At 40.4% G+C, this 14096-nt stretch carries 8 protein-coding genes; 5 read left to right on the top strand and 3 right to left on the bottom strand.

What is annotated here, in order from left to right; translation table 11 throughout:
* Nucleotides 1–202 precede the first annotated feature (202 nt).
* Together BM380_RS02750 and sohB are read left to right on the top strand one after the other, a co-directional pair.
* Nucleotides 203–2638, top strand: a complete 2436-nt coding sequence (locus BM380_RS02750) for a VolA/Pla-1 family phospholipase (protein WP_090492768.1) — start codon at nucleotides 203–205, stop codon at nucleotides 2636–2638.
* Nucleotides 2639–2738: 100 nt separating this feature from the next.
* Entirely contained in the window at nucleotides 2739–3755 is a 1017-nt protein-coding gene (gene sohB / locus BM380_RS02745) for a protease SohB (RefSeq protein ID WP_090492767.1), read from the top strand.
* Nucleotides 3756–3838: 83 nt separating this feature from the next.
* Here sohB and BM380_RS02740 read toward each other — a convergent pair whose 3' ends face one another.
* Nucleotides 3839–5170, bottom strand: coding sequence for a dicarboxylate/amino acid:cation symporter (locus BM380_RS02740; protein WP_013464802.1), 1332 nt, complete (start codon nucleotides 5168–5170; stop codon nucleotides 3839–3841).
* A gap of 185 nt (nucleotides 5171–5355) precedes the next feature.
* Between BM380_RS02740 and BM380_RS02735 the strand changes: the two genes are divergently transcribed.
* Complete coding sequence (locus tag BM380_RS02735; RefSeq protein WP_090492766.1) at nucleotides 5356–8067, top strand: autotransporter outer membrane beta-barrel domain-containing protein; 2712 nt, start codon at nucleotides 5356–5358, stop codon at nucleotides 8065–8067.
* Nucleotides 8068–8320: 253 nt separating this feature from the next.
* A complete protein-coding gene (gene topA / locus BM380_RS02730; protein WP_090492759.1) occupies nucleotides 8321–11029 on the top strand; it encodes a type I DNA topoisomerase in 2709 nt (902 codons plus the stop codon).
* 166 nt (nucleotides 11030–11195) lie between these two features.
* Here topA and BM380_RS02725 read toward each other — a convergent pair whose 3' ends face one another.
* Nucleotides 11196–11438 carry a hypothetical protein gene (locus BM380_RS02725; protein WP_016899532.1) on the bottom strand — a complete coding sequence of 81 codons (243 nt, stop codon included), beginning with the start codon at nucleotides 11436–11438 and terminating at the stop codon, nucleotides 11196–11198.
* A 243-nt stretch (nucleotides 11439–11681) separates the two neighbouring features.
* On the opposite strand from BM380_RS02725, the gene BM380_RS02720 reads away from it, so the two are divergent.
* On the top strand, nucleotides 11682–12236 hold the full coding sequence (locus BM380_RS02720; RefSeq protein ID WP_090492757.1) for a TIGR00645 family protein: 555 nt from the start codon (nucleotides 11682–11684) through the stop codon (nucleotides 12234–12236).
* Nucleotides 12237–12289: 53 nt separating this feature from the next.
* On the opposite strand, the gene BM380_RS02715 is transcribed toward BM380_RS02720, so the two are convergent.
* Nucleotides 12290–13930: an alpha-glucosidase family protein gene (locus tag BM380_RS02715; RefSeq protein WP_090492755.1), complete on the bottom strand. Its 1641-nt coding sequence runs from the start codon at nucleotides 13928–13930 to the stop codon at nucleotides 12290–12292.
* Between the last annotated feature and the right edge of the window lie 166 nt (nucleotides 13931–14096).

The raw sequence follows: 14096 nt of genomic DNA, 5'->3' as shown, positions 1-14096 counted from the left end.
TACCAATGTTTAAATTTTTTTTGATTTTAACATAGCAAATCGACAAGTAATCGAATTTATTACAAATTTAGGTGGCGAAACTAGAAAGTTTACGTTAAGTTTAACTGGTCTAATGTCTCATTAATATACTAGCTACATTATTTTAACTTAATTACACTGACTATAAACACACTATAAAAATAAGATTTGTGCGGAGAACACTATGAAAAAAATGCTACTCTCGCTCTCAGTTGCAGCTGCATTAGCAGGCTGTGGCGGCGGAGAAACGTTAGAAGATGTTAAAAACGATTCAGTTACAGTTATTCCAAAAGCTACGGTAAAATTTGACCCTGCAAATGGTGTAATTTCGGTTCCTAATGATTTATTGATGAGCGGTACGCGCGATGGCACATTAAACATTCCTGGCGAGCTAAATGACGAAAATGTTTCTATCCCTCGCGCTGCGTATGCAGATCCGCAACTTGCACTAGGGGCACTTGATGGCTGGTCTACGCAAGTTCCTTTTAAAATAGATTTAACGTTTCCACCGGGCATTAGCCTAGATGAAACGTCTGCAGCTTCACCAGGCTCAGTACGTATTTTTGAAGTGATCATGGGTGCAAGCCTAACAGATGCCGAATGCTCACAAGCACCAGCCGGTGCTGCATGTAAATTAGTGGGCGAATTAACCTTTGGTGTTGATTTTGTTACACAAGGCTCTGGAGACGCGGTTGCTATTATTCCACTTAAGCCATTTAAGGCCGGTAGCTCATACATTAACGTATTAACGACGGGGCTTAAAGATTCAGAAGGTCGCTCAATTGAGCCATCATCAACATATGCGACTGTTAAACAAGAAGCGCCGTTAGTAACGCCATCACAACTTGCGCTGCAAGGGGCTGTTAACAGCTACGAAAACGTAGTGGTAAGCTCAGGAAATATCACCAAAGACGATATTATTTACTCAGCTGCCATGACAATGCAATCAGCAGGTCCTGTGCTTGGCACAATCAAAAAGATTTTAGCAGCAAGCTTAACAGAGCCAACAATTCCAACGCCTGCGTTGCAAATTCCAACACAGCCTATGGCTAATGTACAACAAGCGTTTGCAATACAAGGTGTAACGGTGCCTGACGTATTCCAAGTAGCACAGTACCAAAAGGGCAGTATTCAGTTACCTATGTATTTAGGTACGCCGAAGGGTAAAGAAATCAGTGATTTAAATGATACTTACTGGCAAGGTATGTGTGATAACGCAGTGGCTATCATGGGTTATAAAGCGCAAGCGGGTGAAGCGTTCCCAACTGATCCTATTAGCGTTAACGATGCAACATGTGCAGCGTTAAGTGATGGACAGCTTCGTGATTTAGGTTTAGATAGCACGCGTCATTTAACCAAGTATAACGTTATTCCTAAAATGCAAAGTATGGCGACTGTGCCAGTACAAATTACTAAGCCTATTTTACCGGTTGTTAATGCGTACCGAACAGGCTTAGGTTTAGAGCCTTTTGCTGCTATGCCAGAAAATGGCTGGCCAGTGGTTATTATGCAACACGGTATTACCACACAAAAAGAAAGCATGTTGACACTAACAGCACAGCTTTCACTTCAAGGCTTCGCAACGGTTGCAATTGACCATCCTCGTCATGGCGAGCGTGGAATAGATGTTGATGTTGATGGCACAGATGACTTTAACGCAACATCAGGCTCTGTACTTAGTTACATGAACCTAAGCTCGTTATTGGTCGCTAGAGACAGCTTACGCCAGTCAAGTGCTGACTTACTTGGTTTACGTTTAGGCTTAAACTTCAGTGGTGATAGTTCACTCAATTCTAGAGATGTATCTTATATTGGCCATTCACTGGGCTCAATTGTAGCGCCTGCATTTATTGCACAAGCGAATAGCCCATTGGCTGATCAAGTAGACCCACTCTTTAAAGTTAATGCTGTTGCATTGGCAAGCGGCGGTGGCGGTATTGCTAGCTTCTTATTAGAGTCAGCCGCGTTTGGTCCATTTATTCAAGGCTCTGTACTTTCTCAAGCTGGAACTGCTGAAGCTGACGAGTTTAATGCATTCTTAAATGCTGGTGCGTTATCAAACTGTGGCGCCTTGTTACCAGACATGCAGGACTTCTTAAGCTGTGGCTTTAATGAATTTGCAGCATCGCTAACGATGGCGGGAGAAGCTGATAAACTGGCTAACATCAAGGGCGTGATGACGCAGTTTGTATTTGCAGCACAAACAGCATTAGATAGCGGCGATCCGACTAACTACGCAGCAACCGTTAAAGCACTACAAACACCTGTGTATATGAATGTTGTTGTTGGTGATGGCACTGATAGTAACAAGCCAGACCAAGTTATTCCGCCGATGACTGCTAACAACCCAATTGCAGGTACACTGCCTCTAGCTAACTTTATGGGGTTAGAAACAGTGAGTACATCTCAAGCACCAACAGAGATGGGCGCTAGCTATTTAGTTAAATTTAACACAGGTCATCATGGCTCGGTATTAACACCGGCGCAAGATGAAAGACAGTCGTCTACAGCAGCGGGCAGCGCAGCAGCTAATGCAGAAATGCAATTGCAAATTGCAACTTATCTAGCATCGCGTGGACGTTTATTATCTGTATCAGATACTGATATTGTGACTAATTAATAATCAACCACTCAATTAAGTCTAAAAAGCCACTGTATAGTGGCTTTTTTTTATTTTAAAGCATGCTAAATTGGCTGAAATTTATAAACGGAGAACACAGTTGGAATTTTTATACGAGTACGGCTTATTTTTTGCAAAAACCATTACCTTTGTTATTGCTATTGCTGTGATTTTAACCTTAATTGTAAGCTCGGCTGTTAAGCCAAAAGCGAAAAAAGGTGAGATTGAAATTGATGACCTATCAGAGCAGCTGACCAATATAAAAGAAAGCTTTTTAAATAATACGCTAGGTAAAAAAGAGTTAAAAGCCTATCAAAAACAACAAAAAGCAGAGCAAAAAAAAGCGGACAAAGAAGCGCCTAAATCACGACTCTATGTTATTGACTTTAATGGCAGTATGGACGCACATGAAGTAGAAAGCTTGCGCGAAGAAGTGACCGCGATAATTTCGATAGCGGATGCAAAAAAAGATAAAGTGTTAGTTCGCCTTGAAAGTGGTGGTGGCGTGGTACATGGCTATGGTTTAGCCGCATCACAATTACAACGTTTAAAGTCAGCCGGTATTGAGTTGACTGTTTCTATAGATAAAGTCGCCGCCAGTGGTGGTTACATGATGGCTTGTGTGGCTGATCATATTATTGCAGCACCGTTTGCAATTGTTGGCTCTATTGGTGTTATTGCACAAATTCCAAATTTTAATAAAATTTTAAAGAAAAATGATGTCGAGTTTGAGCAAATTACGGCGGGTGAATTTAAACGCACGTTAACTTTATTTGGTGAAAATACCGATAAAGCCCGTGAAAAGTTCCGCGAAGAGATAGAGCAAACTCATGTATTGTTTAAAACTTTTGTGAGCACTCAGCGCCCAAGTTTAAATATGGATTTAGTGGCAACGGGTGAACATTGGTTTGCAACCCAAGCAATTGAAAAAGGGTTAGTCGATACTATTAAAACCAGCGATGATGCGTTGTTAGAGCAACAACATCAACATCAAATATACAAGGTGCAATACAAGATTAAAAAAGGATTAAGTGACAAGCTGGCAATGGGTTTGAGCCATGGTGTGAATAAAGCGGGTGTAAGTTTAATGTCAAAGTTTAAGGCGTTAAACCCTTAATAATTTAATCACTTAAACCCAACAAAAAAGCCTTGTTACTTAACGAAGTAGCAAGGCTTTTTTTATGACTATTGTCAGAAATACTAATCAATAGATTTGTGGTAGTCCTCTAAATCTTTTGCTGCATTTGGGTCGTTAAAGATACTTTCATCTAGTTCACCTTCGCTTTTAGCGACGACACACGTAACCATACAGTCACCCGTTACGTTTACTGCTGTACGGGTCATATCAAGCAATCTGTCTACACCAATAATAATGGCGATGCCCTCAACAGGTAAGCCAACTTGGTTAAGTACCATGGCTAGCATAATTAAACCAACACCAGGTACACCCGCCGTACCAACAGAGGCAAGCGTTGCAGTTAGTATCACCATTAAGTAATCAGAAATAGTTAAGTCAACACTAAATACCTGAGCGATAAATACCGTAGCCACACCTTGCATAATTGCGGTGCCATCCATGTTAATGGTTGCACCAAGCGGAATAGTAAACGAAGCGACCGAATTATTAGCGCCAAGCTTTTTAGTTGCCGTTTCAAGTGTAATAGGCATAGTCGCGCTTGAACTTGAGGTACTAAAAGCAAATAAACAAGTGTGCTTCATTTTAGCCAAGAAAGTGAGCGGGTTTAGACCCGTGAGTATTTTTAGCAGTAGGGTGTAGTTTACAAATGCGTGTAGTAATAAGGCTAATACAACCACGCCAAAGTACTTAGCTAAACTCACAATTAAGTTTAGTTCAATGGTAGTGAACAATTTAGCCATTAAGAAAAATACGCCGTAAGGGGCAATGTTCATTAGCAAAGTAACCAGTTTTAAGATAACGGTGTTTAAGTCTTCAAATACAGTAGCGACACGTTTACCTGCCTTTCCGCTAAGTGCCATTGCAATACCGAATAATAGAGCAAACACAATTACTTGTAACATGTTTCCTTTTGCCATTGCTTCAAAAGGGTTGGTAGGGAACATATCAATAATTACGCGAGCTAAAGTAGGCGCTTCTTTGGCATCATAACTTGCTTGAGAGGGTAACCCAATGCCTTCACCCGGGTTGAATAGTAGCGCTAAGGTAATCGCGACTGTAATCGCTATTGCCGTTGTAACTAAGTATAAACCAATTGATTTACCGCCTAAACGGCCTAATTTCTTCGGATCGCTTAAACTGCAGGTACCACATACCAGCGATACAAATACTAAAGGCACAACCAGCATTTTCAAACTGGCTATAAATATTTGCCCACCTACATGAAAAAGGCCATCAACAAAAAAGGCTTTAATTGGCAAAGAGAATAACCCAAGAGGAATTAGGTAATCGTCTTCACCAGCTAATATAGCCTGAAATATAAAGCCTACTGCAACACCAAGCACCATACCAATCATGATGCGAGTAGTTAAACTCATTGAACGGATTTTAGACATATTTCCAATCTATTTTTTATAAATTTGGCATAGACTAACAGCATGTAATTTTTTTTACAGAAAAAACGTCAACTTTTTAAAAATTTTTATCAAAAAAAGGAGTAAAAAACTGAGATTTTAGACTAAGTTATAGGTTAACATTAAGTAAATAAGTTTAACTTAGTAATAGCGCAACGGAGAAACCTATGCCTTTAACTCGTTTGCTCAGCATTATATGGCTCAGCACATTACTCATCGCCTGTGGCGGTGGTGGCTCACTGGAAAAAGAAAGTGGAACCGTTGGCGGTGATACTGGAGGCACCGGTGGAGACGTTGTCGAACAAGCAATTCAAGTTGAACTTGATTTTGAAGATAGAATTGTTACTGCCGATAACCCGCTAGAGGTGGTTGCAACGGTAACCGGAAGTGATGGTCAACCTGTTGTGCGTCAAGAGGTAAGCTTTACCACAACACTGGGTTCTTTTATACCGGCTACAGGTAGCGCTTTAACAAATTCCAGCGGTGTTGCAACTATCGAGCTTAGCGCGGGTAGTGTTGAAGGAGCAGGAACCATTGTTGCTAGCTACGAAGACGCAACAAGTAAACTTGGCTTTTACACGGCAGGTGATGAGCCTCAATCGAATGACTCAACCGCAAATATTGACATTAAAATTTTACAAAACTGCCCTGATAGCTGGTTAAATATAGACAGAGATTCTATAGAGCTTGATCCATCTGACTGTTCTCAAAATAGTAATTTACTTGGGCAACAAGCTATTGTATACGCAAAAATCACAAAACCTGGCAGTAATACGCCAGCAAGTAATGTACTGGTTCAAGCGACAACAACGCTAGGTATTTTATTACCTGAAAGCTTAACGGCTAAAACGGATGCGTTTGGTGTTGCTATTTTGAATTTATTGCCTGGCAGTAGCTCAGGTGTTGGCCAAGTTGAGTTAACCGCTCAGGGCGGCGTTGCGAGTGCTTTATTTGAAATTAACGCTGTTCAAGTAAATGTAAATTTAAGCGCGGGTATTGCAACTGGTGATGTGTTGTCTGCAGGTTCTACTACTATTATTACCGCTCAGATTGTAGATGGTAGCAATAACTTATTCACCACTCCACTTGAAGTACAATTTACCTCGGCATGTGCAGAAGAATCTACTCCTAGAGCCACTATTGATAGTGTGGTAACTAGCATTGGTGGTACGGCAAGCGCAACTTATAAAGCGGATGGTTGTAATGGTGTAGATACGATTACAGCAACCGTGGTTACTGGTGGTAATGTTGCGACTAAAACAATTAATATTAATGTAGCTGCCGCTCAAACGGGTTCAATCGCGTTTATGGGTGTGACCAATCAAGTGTTAGCTATTAAAGGAGCTGGCGGTCAGACTCTCACTGAAAACTCAGAGCTTACCTTTAAACTTTTAGATATTAATGGTAACCCTGTTGGTCAAAAGCAGATTGATTTTGCTCTTTCGCAAAACCCCGGCGGCGCGTTGCTAGACAGTGCATTTCAGTTTACCAATAATGAAGGTTTAGTGACTGTAAATGTCCGCTCAGGAAGAGCCGCAGGAGTTTTATCTGTTATTGCATCACATCAAGTTGTGAGTGGCGATACATCACAAAATAATGTGATCTCTATTGTGTCAAATGACATAACCATTACCACTGGTGTGCCAGATCAGGATAGTTTTACGCTTGCAGTACAAACATTTAATACAGAATCACTAAATGAAGCTGGGGTGACTACAGACTTAACTGTATTTGCAGCCGATCACTTTAATAATTTTGTTCCTGATAACACGGCAATTTATATTGCCAGTGAAGGTGGTGCAGTTGGCACAATAGATGATCAACAGTTTACGCCTTTATTACTTTGTCGCACCATAGATGGTGTGTGTAAAGCGCAGTGGCGTAGCCAAAACCCAATTCCTTATCATTACAGCATTTATAAAAACTCTGTGGCTGATAAGTGTGACCGTTTTTTTGGTCAAGCAGCACCTTGTACATTAGGTATCAGAGAGTCACAACTAGACACAAACGGCAATCTACTTACCTATCTTGATAGTAGCGGTAACCCGATATCACTTGCGGATGCGCCAAGTAATGCGCCAATAGATTATCCATTAGGTGGTCGTGTAAGCTTGCTAGCATACTCAGTGGGTGAAGAATCATTTAATGATGTATCTGCTAACGGTGAATTTAATCAAAACGAGTTTGATTCTACATTACAAGATTTACCTGAAGCATTTATAGATTTTAATGAAAACGGTATTTTTGACGGAAATTTACCCGCACCTGCGAACCCTGTAAATTCTAATGGCGGTGAAGATGAGTGGTATGTGGAGCGCTCTGGTGCACTAAATAATGGTCAGTTTGATTCCGGCGATGGCATTTACAATGGCTTGTTATGTAGTGACGAGGCGCTTGCTGCAAATGCATGTACGCGTGAAACAGTAAATGTACGCGATCGTTCAGAGTTAGTGATGTCTGGAAGTACACCTTACATTAGAGCTGTAACGGCTTTAGATGACTGTAGTTTAAGTGATGGTATTCGCTTAGAAGCTTCCGATATGGCGGGTATGTGTGACATAAACCTTATTGATATTAGCAATTCCACACCTTACAGCGCGATTTCAGTGACTATCTTCTTCAGTGATATTCATAATAATCCATTGCCTGCAGGTACTACAGTTACTGTCACTGCCGACAATGGTGTGTTAAGAGGGTTAACAGATTACACCGTTGTGAATACTGCGCAACAAGTGCCTATCTCTGTTTCAGTAAATATTACAAAAGAGGCTGAGCCAAATGATGTTGATTCTGGCTTTTTATACATCGAATTTGTGACCCCTGGTGGAGTGAAAACTCAATATACCGTGATGTCGATTTTAGACGAGCCTAAGGTTTAAAATTAATAAAGCATAGAAAATGCCAACCAATAAGGTTGGCATTTTTGTTTCTATTCTATATATTCCACATCAATTATTCAAAAAGCACTGGTTTGATTAAATTTACAACAGAAATTGTTTGTTTATTCAGTAAATACTGAAAAGTTTGTATTAAAAGCTTGTAAGAACTAGTGTTTGTAGATATACCTATAAATATTCGCGCCGCATGAGTCGGCTAAACACATTTAAAAAACTAGGTTAGAAATAGGCAACTATGGGCAAATCGCTAGTAATTGTAGAGTCACCTGCTAAGGCTAAAACAATTAATAAATACTTAGGTAATGATTTTATCGTTAAGTCCAGTATTGGACACGTACGAGATTTACCTACTTCAGGTTCTGGCAAAAACAAAGCACCAGCAAGCAAAACGCCTGCTGAGGTGCGTAAAATGCCACCTGATGAGAAAGCAGCGTATAAACAGCAACGTGACTACACTAACTTAGTCGCGCGAATGGGAATCGATCCTGAAAAAGGATGGGAGCCACATTACGAAATATTGCCGGGTAAAGAAAAGGTTGTTCAAGAATTACAAAAGCTTGCCCAAAATGCTGATCAAATCTATCTCGCAACGGATTTGGATAGAGAAGGGGAAGCTATTGCTTGGCACCTTCAAGAAATTATTGGTGGCGAGCCAGAAAAATATAAGCGTGTTGTTTTTAACGAAATCACTAAAAATGCAATACAACAAGCATTCGAAACCCCAGGTGAGTTAAACACCGACATGGTTTATGCACAGCAGACCCGTCGCTTCTTAGACCGTGTTGTTGGCTTTATGGTATCGCCCCTATTATGGGCTAAAGTAGCGCGTGGTTTATCAGCGGGTCGAGTGCAATCTGTTGCAGTGCGTTTATTAGTTGAACGCGAACGTGAAATTAAAGCATTTATTCCTGAAGAATTTTGGGACATTCATGCCGATGTTAAAAATAGCGAGTCTGACCTACGTTTAGAAGTCGCTAAACAAGCAGACAAGCCATTTAAGCCTGTAAATGAAGCACAAGCTACAGCAGCAGTTAAAAGCCTTGAGAATGCCGAATATAAAGTTGTCAGCGTTGAAGAGAAACCAAGTAAGAGCCGTCCAAGTGCGCCATTTATTACTTCAACAATGCAACAAGCAGCAAGTACCCGATTAGGATATGGCGTTAAAAAGACCATGATGCTTGCCCAGCGTTTATACGAGGGGGGTTATATTACTTATATGCGTACCGATTCAACTAATTTATCGAAAGATGCGGTTGAAATGTGTCGCGAATACGTAACCAATGAGTTTGGCGCCAAGTATTTACCTGCTGATCCGATTAACTATAGCTCTAAAGGTAATGCACAAGAGGCGCACGAAGCGATTCGTCCTTCTAGCGTATCAGTGCTTTCTGGGCATGTTGAAGGTGTGGATGCCGATGCGAAAAAGCTTTATGAGCTTATTTGGCGTCAGTTTGTGGCCTGTCAAATGGTGCCAGCTGAGTACGATTTAACCACCTTAACGGTCGCTGCCAACGATTTTACATTGAAAGCAAAAGGACGTGTTTTACGTTTTGATGGTTGGACTAAAGTGCAACCGGCAGTACGTAAAAAGAATGAAGAAGATCAATCGCTGCCTGCTGTTAAGCAAGGCGAGGTGCTCACGTTAGTTGAGCTTGATCCTAAGCAGCACTTTACTAAGCCACCGGCTCGTTTTAGTGAAGCAAGCTTAGTTAAAGAGCTTGAGAAACGTGGGATTGGTCGTCCATCTACGTATGCCTCTATTATATCAACGATACAAGATCGTGGTTATGTACGAGTAGAAAATCGTCGCTTTTTCGCTGAAAAAATGGGGGAGATTGTCACCGATCGCCTTGTTGAAAACTTTACCGATTTAATGAACTTCGATTTTACCGCTAAAATGGAAGGCCGTTTAGATGATATCGCCGAAGGTGAGCGTGTTTGGACGCAGGTACTTGATAAGTTTTATGCCGATTTTTCAACCCAGTTAAACATTGCCAAAGGTGAACCCGATGAAGGCGGTATGCGTCTTAATCAAATGGTAGAAACCGACATTGACTGCCCAACGTGTGGCAGAAAAATGGGTATTCGTACTGCTTCAACGGGCGTATTCTTAGGATGTACTGGTTATAACCTGCCACCTAAAGAGCGCTGTACTACCACTATGAACTTAGTGTCGGGTGATGAAGCGGTTGCAGCTGATGTTGAAGACGTTGAAACAGAAACATTAATGCAAATGAAGCGCTGTCCAATTTGTGAAACAGCGATGGATTCATACCTTATCGATGAAACCCGTAAACTACACGTGTGTGGTAATAACCCAGCGTGTCATGGGCATGTGGTTGAAGAGGGTACGTTTAAAATTAAAGGTTACGACGGCCCTATTATTGAATGTGATAAATGTGGCGCTGATATGGAATTAAAATCAGGTCGATTTGGTAAGTATTTTGGCTGTAACAATGACGAGTGTAAAAATACACGTAAGTTATTAAAAAATGGCGAAGCCGCGCCACCAAAAGAAGATCCCGTTCATATTCCTGAATTAGAATGTGAAAAGTCTGAAGCCTATTTTGTATTACGTGACGGTGCTGCAGGTATTTTCTTAGCAGCAAATACGTTCCCTAAATCACGAGAAACACGCGCCCCCAAAGTAGAAGAGTTACAGCGTTTTAGAGAGCGTATTTCGCCTAAGTTTTACTACTTAGCTGATGCACCAGCTAAAGATCCTGATGGTAATCTTGCTGTTGTGCGTTACAGTCGTAAGAATAAATCACAGTATGTAATGACTGAGGTTGATGGCAAAGCAACTGGTTGGACGGCACACTACGAAGGTGGTAAATGGGTAGAAGAGGCAAAGAAAAAAGCCGCGCCTAAAAAGAAAGCCGCCGCTAAAAAAGCGCCTGCTAAAAGTAAAGCGAAAGCAAAAGTAAAAAAAGACGATGAATAATTAATTATTCACCGCTTTAAGTAATAAAAAACCGGAATGCACAGCCTGTGACAGTTCCGGTTTTTTTGTCAAATCAAACCTATCGCAATGGCATTTCTAATCTGATTTTTTACTTTACAGGATTAAAAAATGTAACCAATTTAGGTTCAATTCACATAATTATTCATTAAATTTTAACAGCAGTGACTTTGTTATAGCCTTCAGATGTTAGTTCATCATTCACACACTTTAAAACATAGTTATAAAGCTCTTCATTGCTTACGTCGTCTTCTTTAGCCCAACTAACACACATTTCTGTGAATTCTTGAATCGTCTCAGCTGAAGCGTCTGTAGCATCGTTTGCCACTGCATTAGCAGCAGATAAAACGAAAAATGGTGCAACGATTAACGCGAGTAATGCTTTATTCATTTTCTTATTCCTAAAAATGGAGTAACAATCGAGTTATGTATTCATACAATGCCTACATAAAACAAGTGTAACCAAGCCAGAACATCTCTGTTGGTATATTGATTTTTAATCGAATATAAAATAAAGGGAAACGAAATATTTTTATCGTCAAGATGAGCGTATCGCGTAAAAGTGTTTAACCTTAACTAATTGTGTTACAGCTAAATTTAGGCTAATGTCGCGTTTTAATTTTTAGGTGTTCTTATGTCAGAGCCACATATAAATAATATAAATAAAAAAATACAACCTGTTCATAAAGTAGAGCATGCTCTTGAGTCGTTTATATTCAAAGGACGCTGGTTATTAGCCCCATTTTTTGTCGGTTTACTATTTGCTGTGGTTTTATTACTAATAAAATTTTTTAAACAGCTGTATTTGATGGGGATCGCAACGTTTACTGCCAGTAATCAAGAGTTGTTGGTGGGTATATTAACTTTGGTTGATACCGCTTTGTTAGCTGGACTTTTATTAATTATTATATTTAGTGGCTACGAAAACTTTGTCTCTAAGCTTAATATCGAAAATCATGAAGACCGTCCCGTATGGATGGGAAAAGTAGGGTTTTCTGGTTTAAAAATGAAACTGATTAGTGCAATAGTCGCCATTTCAGCCGTTGAGCTACTAAAAGTGTTTATAAGCTCTGCATCTCATTCAAATGATGAATTACTCTGGAAAGTGCTGATACACGTTACCTTTGTTGTGTCGGGTGTACTGTTTGCATTTACTGATTACTTAAATAGTAAAACAATTAGCCATTAAAAAATGCTAAAAAAACCCGAGCAGTGCTCGGGTTTTTTATAATAATGCAAATATTAACTGCAGTGGGCGTAATAACAACCAAATGGCTCAATTGTCAGTGTTTCATTATCAAGCTTTGCGTTGTGATGAGAAAGGTCGCTATGTTCATTTTCAACACTTGCATTAATAGTAAGTTTTGCTTGTGAAGCACTCAAATTGAATACACACAACATTTTTTCATCGTCTAGAGTACGGTAAAACGCTAAGATTGGCTCTTCGGTTTGTAAAAACTCAATATCACCTTCAAGTAATACCGGCTGGTTTTTACGCCATGCCATAAATTCACGGTACGCATTTAATATTGAGTTTGAATCATTCTCTTGTTCAGCAACTGCTTGCAGCCTATGTTGTTGATCAACAGGTAACCACGGTTTTACTTCACTAAAGCCCGCATTGTGAGCATTGGCATGTGAGCTATCAAGGTTTTCCCAAGGCATTGGGGTACGACAACCATCACGGCCTTTAAAGTTTGGCCAAAACGTAATGCCGTATGGGTCTTGTAAATCTTCAAACGCAACGCTTGCTTCACCGAGCCCGAGTTCTTCACCTTGATACATACACACGCTACCACGTAACGAGGCCAATAGGGCGGTTAACATCTTACATTGCGCAGGGTTTACTTCACCCGTTTCGCTCCAACGGCTTGCAACGCGCTCTACGTCATGGTTACTAAATGCCCAGCAAGGCCAGCCTTCAGTCATACGTTGTTCAAGTGTAGTAACGGTGTTTCTTATATATTCACTCGAGTAGTCATCAGTTAGTAGCTCAAAGCTGTAACCCATGTGCAATTTATCGCCGCCTTGGGTGTATTCTGCCATGGTGGCTAATGAATCTTCAGATGAAATTTCACCCAGTGACACGGTTCCTGGGTATTTATTGAGTAAGGTGCGAATGTCACGCATAAACTCAATATTTTCAGGCTGTGTGTTGTTGTAGTAGTGATACTGAAAAGCATACGGATTGTCTTCACTAAAACCACGGCCCTGACGCTTTTCTTTTGGTTTTGCAGGATTATCACGAAGCTGTGCGTCATGGTAACAAAAGTTAATTGCATCTAACCTAAAACCATCAACGCCTTTTTTAAGCCAAAACTCAACATTGTCTAGTACAGCTTGGCGAACATCAGGGTTATGAAAGTTAAGATCAGGCTGTTCCGTGAAAAAGTTATGTAAGTAGTATTGTCCACGACGCGGCTCCCATTGCCATGCACCGCCACCAAAAATTGATAACCAGTTGTTTGGTGCTGTTCCGTCTTCTTTAGCATCAGCCCACACATACCAATCAGCTTTATCGTTGGTTAAATCTTCACGGCTATCAATAAACCATTGGTGTTGATCTGAGGTGTGACTAAGCACTTGGTCTATAATAATTTTAATATCGCGTTGATGTGCTTGCGCAATGAGCTCATCAAAATCATCTAAGTTACCAAAAAGCGGGTCGATATCGCGATAGTCGCTAATATCATAACCAAAATCTTTCATAGGTGATTTAAAGAAAGGTGAGATCCAGATAGCATCCACCCCTAAGCTTTTAATGTAATCAATGCGATTAATTATCCCTTTTAAGTCACCAATGCCATCGTTGTTGCTATCTTGAAAGCTACGCGGATAAACCTGATAAATAACCGCACCTTTATACCATTGCTTTTGGGCCATGCCTTTCTCCGTTTTCACACTGTCTTTGTGTTGTTCTTTTTTAGAGGTGTTAATCCTCGTTTATTTGAAAAAGCATACTTGAAGCCCGTCATACTGTAAAAAGTCTGCATACGTATGCACCGTTTTAAGGTCATTAAAAGAGGTTAAATCAATCGCTTATTTCATC

Source organism: Pseudoalteromonas sp. DSM 26666, from assembly GCF_900116475.1.
GTDB lineage: Bacteria > Pseudomonadota > Gammaproteobacteria > Enterobacterales > Alteromonadaceae > Pseudoalteromonas > Pseudoalteromonas tetraodonis.
This window is presented reverse-complemented; position numbering and strand designations above follow the sequence as displayed.

What these genes read in the sequence shown, in the direction of transcription:
- BM380_RS02750 (WP_090492768.1), top strand. Translation starts at nt 203, where the DNA reads ATGAAAAAAATGCTACTCTCGCTCTCAGTTGCAGCTGCATTAGCAGGC.
- BM380_RS02740 (WP_013464802.1), bottom strand. Translation starts at nt 5,170, where the DNA reads ATGTCTAAAATCCGTTCAATGAGTTTAACTACTCGCATCATGATTGGT.
- BM380_RS02735 (WP_090492766.1), top strand. Translation starts at nt 5,356, where the DNA reads ATGCCTTTAACTCGTTTGCTCAGCATTATATGGCTCAGCACATTACTC.
- topA (WP_090492759.1), top strand. Translation starts at nt 8,321, where the DNA reads ATGGGCAAATCGCTAGTAATTGTAGAGTCACCTGCTAAGGCTAAAACA.
- BM380_RS02725 (WP_016899532.1), bottom strand. Translation starts at nt 11,438, where the DNA reads ATGAATAAAGCATTACTCGCGTTAATCGTTGCACCATTTTTCGTTTTA.
- BM380_RS02720 (WP_090492757.1), top strand. Translation starts at nt 11,682, where the DNA reads ATGTCAGAGCCACATATAAATAATATAAATAAAAAAATACAACCTGTT.
- BM380_RS02715 (WP_090492755.1), bottom strand. Translation starts at nt 13,930, where the DNA reads ATGGCCCAAAAGCAATGGTATAAAGGTGCGGTTATTTATCAGGTTTAT.